This window comes from Kitasatospora sp. NPDC059146 (genome assembly GCF_042786665.1).
GTDB lineage: Bacteria > Actinomycetota > Actinomycetes > Streptomycetales > Streptomycetaceae > Kitasatospora.
On the sequence record NZ_JBHZCY010000015.1, the window covers coordinates 1,210 to 18,935 of the forward strand.

Genomic DNA, 17,726 nt, shown 5'->3' on the forward strand with positions numbered 1-17,726 from the left:
CTTCGGGGCCGAGCAGGGCGGTCAGCCGGTCGGTGACGGCGGCCAGCCGCTCCGGCGGCAGCAGGCCGGGGCCCCGGGCGGCGGCGAAGTCGGCGAAGGCCTCCGGAGTGCTGAACGCCGGACGGTAGCCGAAGGTCTCCCGCAGCCGGGTGGTGTCCACCACCCGGCCGTGGGTGAGCAGCCGCAGCTGTTCGGGCGAGACGTCGACCAGCCGGGTCTGCCGGGCCAGCACGGCCATCCAGCTGACCGCGGGCAGCAGCAGCGGCAGGGTGGGGCGGCCGAGCCGGCGGGCGCACTGGGAGAGCAGCAGCACGCCCTCCCCCGCCACGTTGAAGGTGCCGGTGTTGACGGTGCCGGGCTCGGGCTCGCCGGCGGCCCGGCAGAGCACCGCGACGGCGTCGTCCTCGTGCACGAACTGCAGCCTGGGGTCGTAGCCGAGCACCGTCGGCAGCACCGGCAGCGCGAAGTACTCGCTGAGCGGGGTGTCGGCGCCCGGACCGACGATGTTGGCGAAGCGCAGCACCGTCACCGCGACGTCCGGGCGGCGCCGGGCGAAGCCGCGGACGTAGCCCTCCACCTCGGCCGCGTCCTTGGCGAAGCCGCCGCCGGGCGGGTCCTTCGGCTGGATCCGCTCGCTGAACACCGCCGGGTCGCGGGGCGCGGAGCCGTAGACGCCGGTGGTGGACTTCACCACCAGCCGGCGCACCCCGGGCGCCTTCTGGCAGGCGCCGAGCAGCTGCATGGTGCCGATGACGTTGGACTCCTTCACCGCGGAGCGGTTGGTGGAGCCCAGACCGGTGGCGCTGACGCTCAGGTGCACCACGGTGTCCACCCGGTGCTCGGCGATCACCCGGGAGACCGCGGGGCGGCGCAGGTCGAGCTGGTGGAAGGTGTACGGGGCGGCCGGTCCGTCCGGCTCCCGGAGCGGCAGCCGCGGCGGCTGCACGTCCACGCCGACGACCCGGTCCACCCCCGGGCGGCGACGGAGCTCGGCGGCGAAGCGGGCACCGAGATGGCGTGCCACGCCGGTGACGAGCACGACCACACCCACGGTGCTGCACCCCATTCCCTCGACCCGAGCGGCCTGCGTGCACCGTACCGCGCCGCCCCACCGGGCCGTGAAACGACACCGCCCGCCCCGGGCCACGAGGGCCGGGACGGGCGGTGGAAGCGCTGGGCGCGCTCAGCGCGGCCGGGGGCGCTTACTTCTTGTTGCGACGCTGAACGCGGGTCCTCTTCAGAAGCTTGCGGTGCTTCTTCTTGGCCATACGCTTGCGACGCTTCTTGATGACAGAGCCCACGGAACAACCCTCGCTCACTGAGACTCTCGTCCGTGAGAGACGGAGTCCATACGACTGACGTGAGGGCCTAGCCTACCGTCCGCGTGGCCCGGGCCGTAATCGCGCTCCCCTGAAGCGGGAAACTCGCGGGAAATCCGGGGCGAACGGGGACGGATCCACGGCTGTGGACCCGCCCCCGCCCGGCCTGGTGCTACGCGCTCTCGAGCCGCACGTAGGACTCCTTGAGGTACTCGTGCACCGCCTGCTGGGGCACCCGGAAGGACCGTCCGACCCGGATCGCCGGCAGCTCTCCGCTGTGCACCAACCGGTACACCGTCATCTTGGACACCCGCATGACCGCGGCCACCTCGGCCACGGTCAGGAAGACGACTTCCTGCAGGGGACGCTCGACGGAACTCATGACCATCACCCGACCCTTACCCGTGTGCAAGGCACCGGCTTCCCCTCCGGTGACTCCACCGGCACACGTGTATCCCCAGAGTAGTTATGGGTGGTACCAGTGGGAAGAGGGGAAGTGCAGTCCTCGTACGGTGAGAGATAGGACCGTTGCAGTACGTAGTCACTCGGCGGTTCGCCCCAGGGGGCGTACGCACGGCCCCGCCGGCGCGCGGCCGGGACGGCGGATTCAGGCCAGCAGACCGTGGTGGGGGAACACCGCGCGGCGGGCCGCGAGGATGGCCTGATCGAGACGGTCGGCCGGATCGTAACCCGAGTCGAAGTCGCGCCAGGACGGGCGGGCGCCGTCGGTCATCCGCAGCGGGGCCGGGCCGCGGGTGCGGCGGTAGACCTCGGCGCGCCAGGACTCGGGGGTCTCGGTGGCCGGGTCGACGGGCCGGCCGGCGGCGGTGGCGACCAGGTGGGTCCAACTGCGCGGGACGACGTCCACCACGGCGTAGCCGCCCCCGCCGGTGGCCACCCAGCGGCCGCCGGTGAGCCGGTGGGCCAGCCCGTGCAGCTCCTCGGCGATCAGCCGCTGGGCGTCCACCGTGACGGCGAGGTGGGCCAGCGGGTCCTCCAGGTGGGTGTCCGCGCCGTGCTGGGTGACCAGGACCTGCGGCCGGAAGGCGGCGAGCAGTTCGGGCACCAGGGCGTGGAAGGCGCGCAGCCAGCCGGCGTCGCCGGTGCCGGCGGGCAGCGGCAGGTTGGCGGCGGAGCCGGGGGCGTCCGGGCCGCCGGTCTCGGTGGGCCAGCCGGTCTGCGGGAAGAGCGTGGCCGGGTGCTCGTGCAGCGAGACGGTCAGCACCCGCGGGTCGTTCCAGAAGGCCTCCTGGACGCCGTCGCCGTGGTGGACGTCCACGTCGACGTAGGCGACCCGTTCGGCGCCGAGTTCGAGCAGCCGGGCGATCGCCAGGGCCGGGTCGTTGTAGACGCAGAAGCCGGAGGCCTTGCCGGGCATCGCGTGGTGCAGTCCGCCGGCGAAGTTGACGGCGTGCGGGGTCTCGCCGTGCCAGACCGCCTCGGCGGCGGCGACCGACTGGCCGGCGATCAGCGCGGCGGCCGAGTGGACGGCCGGGAACGACCAGTTGTCGTCGGTGCCGAGCCCGTGCCGGGGGTCCGACTGCTCGGGGTGGGCGGCGGCGTGCTTGACCGCCTCGACGTACTCCTTGGTGTGCACCAGCTGCAGGGTGGACTCCCCGGCGGCCGGCGCGGACCGCACCGTCACCCCGGGCCCGGTGGCGAGTCCGAGGGCCTCGACCAGGCGCATGGTCAGCGCGAGCCGGGCCGGGTCCATCGGGTGGCCGGGGCCGAAGTCGTAGGCGGTGACGGCCTCGTCCCAGTAGAGGTGCAGGCCGCAGGAGGAGTCACGCTCGGCTTCGGGCATGGCCTCCACCGTAGTGGGTGGGGGCGGCGGGCCCCGCCCGCCCCCACCGTCAGACGGCGGCGGGGGCCGGCAGCCGTGCGGGTTCCGGGGCGAAGCGCTCGGCCAGCGGCAGCACGGCGAGCACCAGCAGCATCGGGGCGAGCAGCGCCCAGCGGTACGAGCCGGCGTCCGCGATCGCCCCGACCAGTGGTGAACCGATCAGGAAGCCCACGTAGTTGAAGAGGTTGAGCCGGGCCACGGCGGCGTCCGAGTCGGCCGGGAAGAGCCGGCCGCCGGCCGCGAACACCTGCGGGATGATCGCGCAGATGCCGAAGCCCAGCACGGTGAACGCGGCGATGCCCGCCCAGGCGGTGGGCGCCAGCGCGGCCAGTCCGAAGCCCAGCGCGGCCAGCGCGGCGCCGGAGCGCACCACCGCGACGGCGCCGAAGCGCTGCACCGCGCGGTCGCCCAGGACCCGGCCGAGCAGCATCGCCACCATGTAGCCGAGGTAGGAGAGTTTGGCGAGGTCCTCCCGGCTGCCCAGGCCGTCGGTGAGGTACTTGACGCTGTAGTTGGAGACCGAGGCGTCCGCGATGTACGCGAAGGCCATCGCCAGGCAGAGCGGCAGCAGCGGGCGCCAGGGGATGGTCCGGGCGGCGGCCTCGGCGGCCTCCCGGACGGCGTCGCCGAGTTCGGCCGGTCCGGCGAAGCGGGTTCCGGTCAGCACCGCGAGCGGGGCGACCACCGCCGCGGCCGTACCGAACAGCACCGGCAGTCCCAGGTCGTAGTGCGAGCCGAGGCCGGCGACCGCGGCGCCGAGGATCCCGCCGAGGCTGAACGCCGCGTGGAAGCCGATCATGATCGAGCGGCCGTAGCGGTGCTGGAGGCCGACCCCGAGCATGTTCATACTGGCGTCCAGCGCCCCCACCAGCAGCCCGAAGGCGCCCAGCGCGAGGGCCAGTTGCCACAGCGTGTCCCCCAGCCCGGCGCCCGCCAGGCTGAGGCAGACGGCCGGCTGGACGACCCGCAGCACGGCCCGGGCGCCGGTGCGCTTCACCAGCTGCTCGGAGAGGATCGAGCCCGCCCCGGCCAGGATCGGCACCGCGGCCAGGAAGACCGGCAGCAGGCCGTCGCTCAGCCCGTACCGGTGCTGGATCTCCGGGATGCAGGTGACCAGCAGCGCGAAGGTGGTGCCCTGGAGCAGGAAGCTGACGGCGAGCGCGGCCCGCCCGGCCCGCAGGCCGGGCGGGAGGACAGGGGGGACGACGCTCATGCGGGACCTCGCTACTGGCCGGTAGAACGATGTTGGCCGAGAGCGTAGGGCGTGCGCCGCCTTTGCGGGAGGGGTCGCGCAGGGGTCATTTCCCGCCGGAGGCCAGCTCCCGGGAGCGGTCCCGGGCCGCCTCCAGGGCGCCGAGCAGCGCGGCCCGCACCCCGTGGTTCTCCAGCTCGCGGATCGCCGCGATGGTGGTGCCGGCCGGGGAGGTGACCGCCTCGCGCAGCTTGACCGGGTGCTCGCCGGAGTCGCGCAGCATCACCGAGGCGCCGATCGCGGACTGCACGATCAGGTCGTGCGCCACCTGCCGGGGCAGGCCGAGCAGGATGCCCGCGTCGGTCATCGCCTCGACCAGGAAGTAGAAGTAGGCCGGGCCCGAGCCGGACAGCGCGGTGGCCGCGTCCTGCTGGGCCTCCGGCAGCCGCAGCGCCTTGCCGACCGAGCTGAAGATCCCCTCGGCGCGCGCCAGGTGCTCCTCCCGGGCGTGCGAGCCGCCGGAGATGACGCTCATCCCCTCGTCCACCAGCACCGGCGTGTTGGGCATCACCCGGACCACCGGGGTGCCGGCCGCGAGCCGCTCCTCGAACCAGGCGGTCGGGACGCCGGCCGCCGCCGAGATCACCAGCCGGTCCGGGCTGATGTGCGGGGCCAGCTCCTCCAGCAGGGTGCCCATGTCCTGCGGCTTGACCGCGAGGATCAGGGTGTCGGCGAGCTTGGCGGCCTCGGCGTTGGAGACGGCCACCACGCCGTAGCGGTCGGCGAGTTCGGCCGCGCGCTCGGGGCGGCGGGCGGTCACCAGGACGTCCGCCGGGTCGGTGCCGGCCCGCAGCAGGCCGGAGAGCAGGGCCTCGCCGATCTTGCCGGTGCCCAGGAAGGCGATCTTCTGTCCGTGTGCTGCGCTGCTGCCCATGGTCCGCTCCTTGCCTCGGTACTGCGGCCATCCTCGCACCGCCCGGCGGCGCCCGTCCGGACCGTCCGGTCCGTGGTCCGCGGGGCCCCGCAGGGGCGGGGACGGCCCGGGAGCGCCGGAAGGGTCCGGGCGCGGGCTTTGCCCCTAGGGAGAAAACTCGGGGGTTTCCCCTATGGCCTCCGGGCCCGGGCGGGCGCACCGTGGAGCCATGGCACACGACGAAATGTCCCGACGTGAGAACCGGCAACTCGCCGCCGCCTCGGCGACGATGGGCCCGTGGCGGACGGCCGCGGGAGTCGGTGCGGTGGTGGGCGCGACCGCCCTGGGGGTCGAGGCGATCTCCGGGGACTGGTCACTGGCCATGCTGGCCGGACCGGCCGGCTGGGCCCTGTTCTTCCTCTTCCTGGTCGGCACCGTCGGCGGTCAGCTGCGCCGCGACACCACCGACCGGCGGCTGCGCCGCTGGGCCGACGCGCACCCGTGGCAGTCGGCGCTCCCGGCGGCCGGCGGACTGCTGGTGCTGAACACCCTGGCGCAGTACTTCCTCGGCGACAGCGGGCTGTTCGGGTCCTTCTTCATCTCGCTGCTGCCGGCCGGCCTGCTGCTGGTGATCGCCGGGGTGGTGGGCTCGGTGAAGCAGGCCCGCGGCAAGGGTTAGGAACCCGCGGCGAGGATCGGGGCGGAGGGGCGGCGGGTCGGCGGTCAGCGCTTGCGCTTGCCGCCGGGGCGGCCGCTGCGGCCGGCCTGGCGCTTCTCGTACTGCTCGACGGCCTTCCGGTGGGCGTCCCGCCGGACGGCCTCGCCGGGGGCCTCGACCAGGCTGCGGGCGAAGTAGGCGGCCAGGCTGCCGACCCCGCCGATCAGCCAGACGGCGCCGAGCGACTTGTCCTCGGCCATCCAGCCGGTCAGCTGCTCCTTGCCCTCGGTGAGGACCTTCCAGGTGCGTCGGACGGCCATCAGCGAGCAGACCGCGATGGCGGCGGTCAGCAGCCCGTTCAGGAAGCCGCCGCTCTCGGAGAGGGCGATGCCCTCGACGCCGAAGCGCAGCACCAGTGCGGCGGCGGCGGTGGCGGCCAGGGCGCCGACCGAGACGCCGACCCGGCGCAGCCAGTAGCCGTTGTCCCGGTGGAGCCAGGAGGTGCCGAAGAAGCGGATCGGCTCCGGCTCGGGGGCGCCGGCGGGCTTGGGGGCGGGGGTGGGGGGCTGCTCGCTCACGTCGTCGATTATCACCCGGGCGCCGCGGAACGAGGGAGGAGCCGTCCCGGCCGGGACGGCTCCTCCGGGGTGTGCGGGGTCAGCCGAGCTTGCTGACGTCCCGGACGGCGCCCTTGTCGGCCGAGGTGGCCATCGCCGCGTAGGCCCGCAGCGCCTGGCTGACCTGGCGCTCGCGGTTCTGCGGCCGGTAGCCGTGCCCGGCCTCCAGCGCCCGACGGCGCTCGGCGAGGACCTCGTCCGGGACCTCCAGGGAGATCGTCCGGGCCGGGATGTCGATGGCGATGGTGTCGCCGTCCTCGACCAGCGCGATGATGCCGCCGGAGGCCGCCTCCGGGGAGGCGTGGCCGATGGACAGGCCCGAGGTACCGCCGGAGAACCGGCCGTCGGTGACCAGCGCGCAGGCCTTGCCCAGGCCGCGGCCCTTGAGGAAGGAGGTCGGGTAGAGCATCTCCTGCATGCCCGGGCCGCCCTTGGGGCCCTCGTAGCGGATGACGACGACGTCGCCCTCCTTGATCCGCTTGGCGAGGATCGCCTCGACCGCAGCCTCCTGGGACTCGCAGACCACCGCCGGGCCGCTGAACGTCCAGATCGACTCGTCGACGCCGGCCGTCTTCACGATGCAGCCGTCCTCGGCGAGGTTGCCGTACAGCACGGCGAGGCCGCCCTCGACCGAGTAGGCGTGCTCGACGCTGCGGATGCAGCCGCCGGCGGCGTCGGTGTCCAGCGACTCCCAGCGCTCGGACTGCGAGAAGGCCTCGGCGGAGCGCTTGCAGCCGGGTGCGGCGTGCCACAGCTCGACGGCCTCGGCGGAGGGCGAACCGCCGCGCACGTCCCAGGTCTTGAGCCACTCGGCGAGCGAGTCGGAGTGCACGGTGTGGACGTCCTCGTTGAGCAGCCCGCCCCGGTACAGCTCGCCGAGGATGGCCGGGATGCCGCCGGCCCGGTGCACGTCCTCCATGTAGTACGAGCCGTTGGGCGCGACCTTGGACAGGCAGGGCACCCTGCGGGAGACCGCGTCGATGGCCCGCATGTCGAAGTCCAGCTCGGCCTCCTGGGCGGCGGCGAGCAGGTGCAGGATGGTGTTGGTCGAGCCGCCCATGGCGATGTCGAGGGCCATGGCGTTCTCGAAGGCGGCGCGGCTCGCGATCGCGCGCGGCAGCACCGAGGCGTCGTCCTGGCCGTAGTGGCGGTTGGTGATCTCGACGACCGTGCGCCCGGCCCGCTCGTACAGCGCCCGGCGGGCGGTGTGGGTGGCGAGCACCGAGCCGTTGCCGGGCAGCGAGAGGCCGATCGCCTCGGTGAGGCAGTTCATCGAGTTGGCGGTGAACATGCCCGAGCAGGACCCGCAGGTCGGGCAGGCGTTCTCCTCGATGATCGCGATGTCCTCGTCGGAGACGTTCTCGTTGACCGCCTGGGAGATCGCGTCGATCAGGTCCAGCTTGCGCACGGTGCCGTCGACCAGGGTGGCCTTGCCGGCCTCCATCGGACCGCCGGAGACGAACACGGTCGGGATGTTGAGGCGCAGCGCGGCCATCAGCATGCCGGGGGTGATCTTGTCGCAGTTGGAGATGCAGATCAGCGCGTCGGCGCAGTGCGCGTTGACCATGTACTCGACCGAGTCGGCGATCAGGTCGCGCGAGGGCAGCGAGTAGAGCATGCCGCTGTGGCCCATCGCGATGCCGTCGTCGACGGCGATGGTGTTGAACTCGCGCGGGATGCCCCCGGCCTCCTTGATCGCCTCGGAGACGATCCGGCCGACCGGCTGGAGGTGGGTGTGGCCGGGGACGAACTCGGTGAAGGAGTTGGCGACCGCGATGATCGGCTTGCCGAAGTCCTCGCGGGCTACGCCGGCGGCCCGGAGAAGCGCCCGGGCGCCTGCCATGTTGCGACCGTGGGTGACCGTACGGGACCTCAGCTCGGGCACTGTGCTCCACTCCTTCGGGGCTCTCGCCGGCGCCCCGCCGGTGATCAGGGTGCGGGGGCCGTTGTGGCTTACGAGCCTACGCCCGCCGTCCGGCCGGCGGACGGCGCGTCCGCGATGCGGGCAGCCGGGGCGGGGTGCGTGCGGGGGCCTGCGGCGGACGGGCGGCCCCGGGCGGCGGGACGGGCGGCCTGCGGACGGCGTGCGGACGGCCTGCGGTCAGGCCGGCTTGACGGCCACGGTGAGGTCCAGGCTGAACGGTTCTGCGACCAGGCCGTCCGGGAACTCGACGGCCATCGCCGCCCGCTCGGCGGCCAGCACCGGGGCGCGCTCCTCGGGGCTGAGCGAGGCCAGGTAGGAGCGGGAGGTCAGGTCGGTGAGCACGTGCTCGACGGTGACCTGCCGCTCCCAGTGCAGCACCGTCCGCTCGACCACCAGGCCGGCCGGGGCGAAGTGCCGGGTGTGGCCGCTGATCCCGCCGTAGCCGCGGTAGCGGTCGGGCAGCGCGGCGGCCATCCGCTCGGCCCGGGCCCGGACCCACGGCACGGTCTCGTCGTGCACGTTCCACCAGGTGGCGACGGCGCCGCCCGGCCGCAGCACCCGGACCGCCTCCGGGACGGAGCGCTCGGGGCGGGTCCAGTGGAAGGCCTGGGCGTAGGTGATCAGGTCGGCGGAGGCGTCGTGGAAGGGCAGGTCGTCGCCGGTGCCGCGGACCAGCGGCAGGGCGGGCGAGGAGGCCAGGAACTGGGCGGCCATGCCGTCGCTGGGCTCGACCGCGACGACCTCGGCGCCCCGGGCGGCCAGCAGTCGGGTCGCGATGCCCGTCCCGGCGCCGACGTCCAGGACCCGGGCGCCCTTGAGGCCGCGGCCCCAGAGCCGCTCCACCGCGTCGAACAGCTCGTCCGGGTAGCCGGGGCGCCCCCGGTCGTACTCGGCGGCGACCGCGCCGAAGCTCACGGCGAGTTCCCGGTAGTTCTGGTAGTCCGTCACATTTCCCCCTGCGTACGGCAGTTCACGCCCGATCGGGCCGGGCGATCAGCGTACGCGCGAGGGGGTGGCGAGGTGCAAGCGGGTGAAGGCCAGGGCCTCGGCCAGGTCGGCCTCGCGTTCGGCGGGGGACGCGGAGCGGCGGGTGTTGACCTCCAGCACCACGTGGCCGTCGAAGCCGGTGCGGGCGAGGTGCTCCAGCAGTTCGGCGCAGGGCTGCTTGCCCCGGCCGGGGATCAGGTGCTCGTCCTTGCCGGAGCCGCTGCCGTCGGCCAGGTGGACATGGGCGAGCCGGTCGCCCATCCGCTCGACCATCTCGAAGGCGTCGATCCGGGAGGTGGCCACGTGCGAGAGGTCGATGGTGAAGTGCCGGTACTCCTCGTCGGTGACGTCCCAGCCGGGGGCGTACGCCAGCACCTCGCGGTCGCGGTAGCGCCACGGGTACATGTTCTCGACGGCGAAGCGGACGTCGGTCTCGCCCGCCATCCGGTTGATGCCCTCGACGAACTCGCGGGCGTACTGCCGCTGCCAGCGGAACGGCGGGTGCACCACGACGGCGCTCGCGCCGAGCTTCTCGGCCGCCGCGCGGGCCCGGACCAGCTTGGTCCACGGGTCGGTGGTCCAGACCCGCTGGGTGATCAGCAGGCAGGGGGCGTGCACGGCCAGGATCGGCAGCTGGTGGGCGTCGGAGAGGCGGCGCAGCGCCTCCAGGTCCTGGCTGACCGGGTCGTTCCAGACCATCACCTCGACCCCGTCGTAGCCGAGCTTGGCGGCCAGCTCGAAGGCGACGGCGGTGCTCGCCGGGTACACCGAGGCGGTGGACAGCGCCACCTTGGTGTCCGGGATGTGCAGGGTCGGGTGCTGGGGCAGCACCAGCCGGTCGGTGGTGCGCAGCAGCGGCGGGCGGGCGGCGTCGCGCTTGGCGGCCTTCACCGAGCGGACGGACTGGACGGCGGCCTTGGCGGCGCCGGCGGCCTTGCGCGCCGCGGTCTTCTTGGCGGGGGCGGAGGTGGCCTTGGCGGGGGCCTTGGCGCTCTTGGCTGCCTTGGCGCTCTTGGCCGCCTTGGCGGCCTTCGCGCTCTTGGCGACCTTCGCGGCCTTGGCCACCTTGGCCACCTTGCCCGCCTGTGCCGCGGTGGCGCCCTTGACCGCCTTGCCGAGCCCGGCCGTGCCGAGTCGGCCGCGCGGGCCGGCCGGCCGCGGCTGCCCGTCCGCTCCGGGAGCGCGGCCCTCCTGCGTTCCGTCCTCGCCCGCTGGTTGCACCACGGGAGACAGCGTAAGCGGAGCGCGCCCCGAACGGGGGCGGACGCCCGGCGGAGTGACCGCCGGCACGCTCCCCCGCTACTGGGTGAGCGCGGGGCGGCGCTGGTCGGTGGGACTGTCCATCGCGTCCAGCTCGCGCAGGATGATGCCCTCGCGCAGCGCCCACGGACAGACGTCCAGCTCGTCCAGGCCGAACAGGTCCATCGCGGCGTCCGCGACCAGGGCCCCGGCCAGCAGCTGCTTGGCCCGGCCCTCGGAGACCCCGGGGATCTGCGCGCGCTCGGCGACGGTCATCGTGGACAGCCGCGGCAGCCAGGCGGCGAGCCCGCTGCGGGTGAGCCGGCGGTCGGCGTACGGGCCGGCGTCGGCGGGGGCGGCGCCGGTCATCCGGGCCAGCTGCTTGAAGGTCTTGGAGGTGGCGACGGCGTGCTGCGGGGCCCCGAGCCGGGAGATCTCGCCGACCACGTTGGCGATCTCGGCGCGGACGTGCCGTCTCAACTCGCGCAGCGCGTCCGGGTCGGCGACGTCCCCGGGCAGCCAGCGGGCGGTCAGCCGCCCGGCGCCGAGCGGCAGCGAGCAGGCGACGTCCGGCTGCTCGTCCAGGCCGCAGGCGATCTCCAGGGAGCCGCCGCCGATGTCCAGGTTGAGCAGCCGGCCCGAGGACCAGCCGAACCAGCGCCGGACGGCCAGGAAGGTGAGCCGGGCCTCGTCCTGCCCGGAGAGCACCCGGAGTTCGACCCCGGTCTCGGCGGCGACCCGGCGCAGCACCTGCTCGCCGTTGGCGGCCTCGCGGACGGCCGAGGTGGCGAACGGCAGGATGTCGACCACGCCCTTGTCCTCGGCGACCCGCAGCGAGGAGGCGATGTGGCCGATCAGCCGGTCGACGCCGGCCTCGCTTATCGCGCCGGAGCCGTCGAGCAGCTCGGCCAGGCGCAGTTCGGCCTTGTGCGAGTAAGCGGCCAGCGGGGCGGCACCCGGATGGGCGTCCACCACGAGGAAGTGGACCGTGTTGGAACCTACGTCGAGTACACCGAGTCGCATAACTCTCCACGCTACGCGATCCGGCCGTGGAGGAGATCGGTTGCGACCGTATTCGCGCTGGTCCAGGTCGTTCCCGACCGTTCCGGGTGCGATCGGTGGGTGGTGCCCGACGACCGTGCGCTCAGTGGTCGCCCGCTCAGTGGCCGCGCGCTCAGTGGCCGCGCGGACCGGACCGGCGCTCGGTGCGGCAGTTGGCGTCCACCCAGCGGCGGGCCGGGCCCGGGGTGTCGGTGATCAGGCCGTCGGCGTCCCGGGCGGTCATCAGCTGCCAGGCCTCAGCGTCGTCCAGCGTCCAGACGTAGACCTCGCGCCCGGCCTTGCGCTCGGCCGCGATCCGGGTGGCACTGGCCAGGCCCGCGTCCAGGGCGATGCCGTCCAGCTTGAGGTCCCCCGGGTCCTCGGCGATCCCGCCGCTCTGGATCAGCACCACCGGCAGGGAGGGGGCCACCGCGTGGGCCTGGCGCAGGTTGGCGACCGAGAAGGAGTAGAGCACGACGTGCGCCCGGCTGCCGGCCGCGATCCGGGCGATCCGGGCGACGTCCTCGGGGCGCTGCCACTTGATCTCCATCAGCAGCGTGGCGCTGCTGGTGGAGAGGCGCGTCAGCAGTTCCTCCAGGGTCGGGACGGGCTGGGCGCCGCCCGGGCCGACGGTCACCCGCAGGGCGGCGACCTGGGCGGCGGTCAGGTCCGCGACGGCGCCCTTGCCGTTGGTGGTGCGGTCCACGGTCGGGTCGTGCATCAGCACCGGGACGCCGTCCCGGGTGGTCTGCACGTCGGTCTCCAGCCAGTCCGCGCCCTGGTTCAGCGCGGTGTCGAAGGAGGCCATGGTGTTCTCGGGCGCGTTGAACGGCGCACCCCGGTGCCCGATCACCACCGGGGACGCGCACACCTGCGGCGCGGCGGCCGAGCGGGCCTGCAGCGCGGGACCGGCGGAGGCGCACCCGGTGGCCAGGACCGCGAGCGCGGCGAGGGCGGCCGTCTGGGCGGCGCGGGGCGGGACGGTCACGGCTCGGTGCTCCGGTTTCGGTCGCTCGGGGTCGGTCGGTCGGGGTCGGTCGCTCGGGGTCGGCTGGTGCGCGGTCGTCTGATCCTCCTGACAGCCCCGCACCGACGTCCGGTTCCCCGGTCCGCCGGGATCGCCGGGATCGGCCGGATCGCCACGGCCCGCGGCCGGATCAGAGCAGGCCGTCCCACAACTGTTCCACGATGACGGCCCACCAGTTCTCCGGATCGCCGTAGACCGTACCGTCCAGCTCCGCCAGCCCCCGCTGCAGGGCGTCCACCGCCGTACCCGCCGCGGCCGGGTCCAGCCCGCGCAGGGTCGGCCACCAGCCGGCGAACAGTTCCAGGCAGCGGACGAAGGCCCGCAGGTCGGCGTTGCAGTGCCGGGCCGTCGCGTCGTCCGGGTCCACCGCCCGGACGGCGCCGTCCGCCGGGTCGAGGGTGATCAGCGCCCAGCCGTCCGTCCCCAGCACCAGCTGCCCGGCCGCCGCCGTCCGCTCCCGTTCGGCCGCCCGGGTGCCGCGGCCGAGCGCGGCGAGGTACGGCGCGAGCGGGGGCAGCACGGTGCCCGGGCGGGAGCCGTCCGCGATCGCCTCCGCACCCGGGCGGTGCAGCGCGAAGAAGCCGTCCACCGCCCTCGGCAGCCCGACCGCCAGCAGCAGCGCCGCCGCCTCCCCGGGCAGCTCCGCGCGCACCACCTCCGCCGGGTCGAAGCGCTGCACGCCCGCCGGACCGAACCGCCCGGCCAGCCGCTGCGCCAGCGCGGCGTCCGGCTCCGGCGGCAGCGGCGGCACCGCCCGCGGGAACGGCACCCGGTTGCGCCCCGGCCCGTCCGGCCCGTCCAACGCGTCCGACGCGTCCGGACCGGCGGTCCCGGCGGGCAACTCCCGTACGGCGGCGGCCCGGTGGTCGAAGCGCGGGCCGTACGGCAGGTCGAAGTCCAGCCGGGCGTGCGGCAGTTCGGCCGCCAGCGCGTACGACCAGTAGCCGCCGGGCAGGGCCGCCATCCGCAGGTCGGTCCGCACCGCCAGCACGTCCTCCGCCGCGACGCCCCGCTCCCGCAGCCACCACCAGCCGCGCAGCGCCGGATGCGGCAGCCCGGCGGCCGAGCGCAGCGCCAACGTGCGGGTGCCGCCGGTGCCGTCCCGGTACGTCAGTTCGGCCCGGGCACCACGGCCGGTGGCCGGCGGCCGGGTCGGGTCGTGGCCGCCCGCACCGACGAAGTCCCGGTAGAGCCCGACCACTTCGTCCACCGGCACGGACGGCCAGACCGTGAACCGCCCGCTCTCCCGGTCCACCACGGCACACGCGGCCCCGACCTCCTCGGGCGCCCGGCGCTCCCCCGTCCGCGGATCCACCTCCACCCGCGGCGGCTCCGCCCAGACCACCCACCCCAGCTCGAACTCATGCGCGCACACCCGCCGCGCCACCCCGGCCCCCTGCGGCAGATCCCCGTTGATCCACCGGTGCCCCGCCTCCACCGCCTGCGCCCGAGCGATCACGCGTCCACCCCCGTCGAACCGAATCCGAACGCCACCATCATCCAGCCCCGATCAGCCACCGGGGACGACACTGGACCCCGCCCGCCCGACCATGACATCCGGAGGAACGGTGAACACCACACCCGTGCACGGCCGACAGCCCGTCGCCCGCACCCAGGGCGCCGTCGCCGCAGCCCTCCCCCCGGCACAGCGGAAGGAGTTCCACCGGGAGATGGACGAGGCAGACGAGGAGACGATCGACGGCGTCCTGCGCCGCTGGTGGCTGCGCGCACAGCTCTACCGCGACCCGGAGGGCGACCGCATCCACACCGCCGTCCGGTCCGGCACCGCTCCCGGCACTCCTGCGTCCACGGTCCTGCGCCGGCTCGGGGCGCCGTGAGCCTCAGGTCCGCGACTCGGGGCACCGCTCCCGCCCCTCGTCGATCGCGGCCAGGACGTCCACCGTGCTGACGCCGGCGCTGGTCTCCCGATCCAGTCGGGCCACCGTCTCCGCCAGCGTGGGCTTGGAGGTCTGGCGCGCGATGAGGTCCAGGACATAGGCGTTGAGCGACTTGCCGGCCCGGGCCGCACGAACTTCGAGGATCCGGAGCTGGTCTTCCGGGACGTCCCGGATCGTCAGGGCGGTCATGCCTGGAAGGTAGCGCTGCTGCACGCGTCTCCGCGTGCAGCAGCGCTGTTCCCGGCTGCAAAGGCGCTCAGGCCACCGCGAGGTCGAGGGGGCGGCCGTCCGGGGTCAGGGCGATGGCCCAGAGGCCCTGGGTGGCGGGGTGGAGGGGGGCGGGGCCGCGGCGGGCGAGTTGGTGGTCGAGGTAGGTGACGGCGTCCCGGTGGTTGACCGCGTTCCAGGCGTGCGGGCGGCCGTAGGCGTCCAGGGTGAGCAGGACGGCCTGGGCGCCGTGCCCGGCCCGGCGGAGTTCGGCGGCGAGGCGGGTGAAGGCCTGGCCGCCGTCGCCGAGGTCGCGGAAGGGGGCGCCGAGTTCGCGTTCGGCGCGGTCGCGGCCGCCGCGTTCGCCGGCGTCGCCCTCGGTGGGGATGCGCGGGGCCGCGCAGGTGGGGCGGCCGGTGTAGGTGTCGACGGCGGAGAGGGCGATCTCCAGGCTGTTGTTGGCCCGGCCGGGTTGGCGGTGGCCGCCCGCGTTGACGGCCTCGGTCCAGCCGCCGGCCGCCGGGTCGGGGTGGCGGGCCGGCCGGTCGTCCTGGTCGCGGGGGACCCGTCGTTCCAGTTCGGCCTGGTGCTGGGGGTCGACCGGGCCGAGCCCGCCGGGCCGTCCGTACGGGCGGCTGTCGGCGATGGTGCGCAGTCGGGGTTCGGGGTCGTCGGCGAGCGGGCCGCGGCGGGCGCGCAGGGCGAGTTGGAGGGCCAGGGCGTGGGCGGTGGCGACCGGGACGGCGCCCCAGGCCAGGGCCGGGTCGGCGAGGGGCGCGGCGGTGTCCCGGCGGCGGCCGTCGGGGTGGTGGGGCTCGGGCCGGCCGATGACCGGGGTGGTGCCGACGATCGGCGGCTCGGTCGGCGGTGGCGGTGGCGGTGGCGGTGCGGTGGCCGGGCCGTGGGTTCCGGCCGGGGTACGGGGTGCGCCGGACTGCGGTCCGGCGGCCACCGGCGCGCCGACGGCGGGTGCACCGGCCACGGGGGTGCCGACCACGGGCGCGCCATTGGCGGGCGCCCCCGCCCCGACACCGCTGCCGAAGGGCGTGGCCGGGTGCGCCGGGTATCCGCCGCCGCCGCCGGCGGCGAGCGGGCCGGGCCCGACGGCGCCGATCGGGCCGGCCACCGGGTAGCCGCCCGAGTAGGCCGGTGTCCCGAACGGCCCGGGCGCGCCGATGACGCCGCCGACACCGACCACGCCGATCGGTCGGACGACCGGGGGTGTGTCCGGCGCCGGGCTGTAGACGGGTCCGCCGGTGGACGGCGCGGTGACGGGCGCGGGCGGCGCGGCCACGGAGTCGGTCCGTACGGTCACCGGCACGGTGCCGCCACCGCCGTTGGTGCGGGTGGGCGCCTGGAGCGGGTAGTCCCCGTCCGACCAGCCCGCCGCCACCGATGAGCCGCCCTGGTGGGCGGGGACCGCCGCCCGGACCGACGGCCCGTCGTCCCGGGCGGGCGGCGACCAGTCGGCGGCCGCGGCCACGGCCCGGTGCGATCCGCCGTACGAGCCTCCGTACGCGGGGCCGGTGGCCGCCGCGGCCGGGTCGGCCGTCGGCACCGGGGCCGGGACGGCCGTGGGGTCCGCGGTGGGGTCCGCGACGTACGACGCCGCGGAGAGCACGGACGGGACCACCGGCGCGCCGACCCGGTCCGCCGTCGGCTCCCCCGGCACCTTCGGGTCGCCCCCGGGAGCCCCGGGAGCCCTGGGGTCCCGCGGGTCGGTCAGGTCGGTCAGGTCGGCGAGCGGCAGCCCGTGCAGGTCCTTGCCCGCCCGGTCGGTGAGCACCGGCTGCCCGTGCTCGTCGAGCCGGACGGCGAGGCTGGCCACCCCGACCACCGGCTTGCCGTCCGGCCCGGTCACCACCAGCAGCCCGGCGGCATCGGCCACCGGTGTGCCGTCGGAGCGCAGGATGACCGGCTTGCCGTCCGTGCCGAGGACGGGCTGCCCATGGGCGTCGAGCGCGACGCTGAGGCCGGGCACGCCGACCAGCGGCTTGCCGTCCTTCCCGGAGAGCACGACCAGGCCGGTGCCGTCCTTGCCGAGCACGCCCGGTACGCCCAGGGCGGCGGGCAGTCCGGCGGCGAGCGGGTCGAAGCCGGCCGCGGTGCGGTAGGAGGCGGTGGTGACGCCGGGCGTGGCCGCGGCGCCCAGGCGCAGCAGGGCGACGGCGGAGGGGTCCTTGAGCGCGGTGGCCAGGGCGTCCTTCATGCCGCGGCCGAGTTCGGCGAGCAGTCCGGCGATCTTGAGGGCGGCGGTCTCCACCGCGACGGCCTCGATGCCCGCGGCGACCTGGTCGGCGGCGGTGTTCTCGACGCCGGCCGCGAAGCCGGCGACGGACTTCGCCAGTCCGCCGAACACTCCCGTCCGGCCCGTCTGCCCGGTCTGCCCGCTCTGCCCCGTCTGCCCGGTCCGGTCGGCGCTGCGGGCCACCCCGGCCGCGGTCCGCCGGACCTCGGCGGCCTGCTCCCGGGCCTGTTGGAGCTCGGCGGCCAGGTTCCGCAGAGTGGCGATGATCTCGGCCTTGCAGCCGTCGACGTCCTGCGCGGCGGTGTCGAAGGCGGCGGCGACCAGCCCGACCGCGGTGTGGGCGTCCGGCAGGCGGCCCTTGCCGCCGTCGCTGCAGGTGCGCCAGTAGGCGGTGAAGGAGTCGACGGCGTGGCCGGTGTTGTCGGCGGCCACCCGCTGGGCGGACTCGCCGCCCCGGCGGGTGATCCGTTCGGCCTCCGCCGCGAACTCCCGCCAGTGCGCGGCCGCCGTGCGCAGGGCCCCCTCGTCGGCCTGCGGCCACGGGTGGCCGGTCCTGGCCAGGAGCGGGACCAGTTCCTCGGGCAGTTTCCGGGACACGCGCTTCTCCCCCTTC

17 protein-coding genes are annotated in these 17,726 nt (G+C 75.2%); 2 read left to right on the top strand and 15 right to left on the bottom strand.

All coding sequences use genetic code 11. The features are described 5' to 3' along the window. The 6 genes from ACFXPX_RS09285 to proC all read right to left on the bottom strand — a co-directional run. The coding region (locus ACFXPX_RS09285; protein WP_380640359.1) for an NAD-dependent epimerase/dehydratase family protein at positions 1–1,051 on the bottom strand (1,051 nt) is incomplete at its 3' end. A gap of 151 nt (positions 1,052–1,202) precedes the next feature. Next, a complete protein-coding gene (locus tag ACFXPX_RS09290) occupies positions 1,203–1,301 on the bottom strand; it encodes a 30S ribosomal protein bS22 (RefSeq protein ID WP_003948845.1) in 99 nt (32 codons plus the stop codon). A gap of 190 nt (positions 1,302–1,491) precedes the next feature. Then, positions 1,492–1,701 carry a helix-turn-helix domain-containing protein gene (locus ACFXPX_RS09295; protein ID WP_045699258.1) on the bottom strand — a complete coding sequence of 70 codons (210 nt, stop codon included), beginning with the start codon at positions 1,699–1,701 and terminating at the stop codon, positions 1,492–1,494. Between the two features lie 225 nt (positions 1,702–1,926). Next, a complete protein-coding gene (locus ACFXPX_RS09300) occupies positions 1,927–3,123 on the bottom strand; it encodes an acetoin utilization protein AcuC (RefSeq protein WP_375881746.1) in 1,197 nt (398 codons plus the stop codon). 49 nt (positions 3,124–3,172) lie between these two features. Further along, on the bottom strand, positions 3,173–4,375 hold the full coding sequence (locus tag ACFXPX_RS09305; RefSeq protein ID WP_380640361.1) for an MFS transporter: 1,203 nt from the start codon (positions 4,373–4,375) through the stop codon (positions 3,173–3,175). 85 nt (positions 4,376–4,460) lie between these two features. Further along, positions 4,461–5,288 carry a pyrroline-5-carboxylate reductase gene (proC, locus tag ACFXPX_RS09310; RefSeq protein ID WP_375881741.1) on the bottom strand — a complete coding sequence of 276 codons (828 nt, stop codon included), beginning with the start codon at positions 5,286–5,288 and terminating at the stop codon, positions 4,461–4,463. 208 nt (positions 5,289–5,496) lie between these two features. Between proC and ACFXPX_RS09315 the strand changes: the two genes are divergently transcribed. Continuing rightward, the gene (locus tag ACFXPX_RS09315) at positions 5,497–5,946 is read left to right on the top strand and encodes a hypothetical protein (protein ID WP_375881738.1); all 450 of its coding nucleotides are present in this window, start codon (positions 5,497–5,499) and stop codon (positions 5,944–5,946) included. Between the two features lie 44 nt (positions 5,947–5,990). On the opposite strand, the gene ACFXPX_RS09320 is transcribed toward ACFXPX_RS09315, so the two are convergent. The 7 genes from ACFXPX_RS09320 to ACFXPX_RS09350 form a co-directional block, all read right to left on the bottom strand. Further along, entirely contained in the window at positions 5,991–6,503 is a 513-nt protein-coding gene (locus ACFXPX_RS09320; RefSeq protein ID WP_380522900.1) for a hypothetical protein, read from the bottom strand. A gap of 79 nt (positions 6,504–6,582) precedes the next feature. Then, positions 6,583–8,427 carry a dihydroxy-acid dehydratase gene (gene ilvD, locus ACFXPX_RS09325; protein ID WP_380522901.1) on the bottom strand — a complete coding sequence of 615 codons (1,845 nt, stop codon included), beginning with the start codon at positions 8,425–8,427 and terminating at the stop codon, positions 6,583–6,585. 216 nt (positions 8,428–8,643) lie between these two features. Beyond that, on the bottom strand, positions 8,644–9,414 hold the full coding sequence (locus tag ACFXPX_RS09330; RefSeq protein WP_375881731.1) for a class I SAM-dependent methyltransferase: 771 nt from the start codon (positions 9,412–9,414) through the stop codon (positions 8,644–8,646). A 45-nt stretch (positions 9,415–9,459) separates the two neighbouring features. Next, complete coding sequence (locus tag ACFXPX_RS09335; protein ID WP_375882328.1) at positions 9,460–10,263, bottom strand: sugar phosphate isomerase/epimerase family protein; 804 nt, start codon at positions 10,261–10,263, stop codon at positions 9,460–9,462. Between the two features lie 489 nt (positions 10,264–10,752). Next, complete coding sequence (locus ACFXPX_RS09340) at positions 10,753–11,715, bottom strand: Ppx/GppA family phosphatase (RefSeq protein ID WP_375881728.1); 963 nt, start codon at positions 11,713–11,715, stop codon at positions 10,753–10,755. Positions 11,716–11,866: 151 nt separating this feature from the next. Then, positions 11,867–12,721, bottom strand: a complete 855-nt coding sequence (locus ACFXPX_RS09345) for a glycerophosphodiester phosphodiesterase (protein ID WP_380640363.1) — start codon at positions 12,719–12,721, stop codon at positions 11,867–11,869. Positions 12,722–12,890: 169 nt separating this feature from the next. Continuing rightward, positions 12,891–14,219 (bottom strand): SUKH-4 family immunity protein, encoded by a 1,329-nt coding sequence (locus ACFXPX_RS09350; protein ID WP_380640364.1) that lies wholly within the window; start codon positions 14,217–14,219, stop codon positions 12,891–12,893. Positions 14,220–14,328: 109 nt separating this feature from the next. Here ACFXPX_RS09350 and ACFXPX_RS09355 point away from each other — a divergent pair, with 109 nt between their 5' ends. Next, complete coding sequence (locus ACFXPX_RS09355; protein ID WP_380405455.1) at positions 14,329–14,598, top strand: DUF6247 family protein; 270 nt, start codon at positions 14,329–14,331, stop codon at positions 14,596–14,598. Between the two features lie 3 nt (positions 14,599–14,601). Here ACFXPX_RS09355 and ACFXPX_RS09360 read toward each other — a convergent pair whose 3' ends face one another. Together ACFXPX_RS09360 and ACFXPX_RS09365 are read right to left on the bottom strand one after the other, a co-directional pair. Then, the gene (locus ACFXPX_RS09360; protein ID WP_380522905.1) at positions 14,602–14,847 is read right to left on the bottom strand and encodes an antitoxin; all 246 of its coding nucleotides are present in this window, start codon (positions 14,845–14,847) and stop codon (positions 14,602–14,604) included. Between the two features lie 67 nt (positions 14,848–14,914). Beyond that, positions 14,915–17,710 (bottom strand): toxin glutamine deamidase domain-containing protein, encoded by a 2,796-nt coding sequence (locus ACFXPX_RS09365; RefSeq protein WP_380640368.1) that lies wholly within the window; start codon positions 17,708–17,710, stop codon positions 14,915–14,917. Between the last annotated feature and the right edge of the window lie 16 nt (positions 17,711–17,726).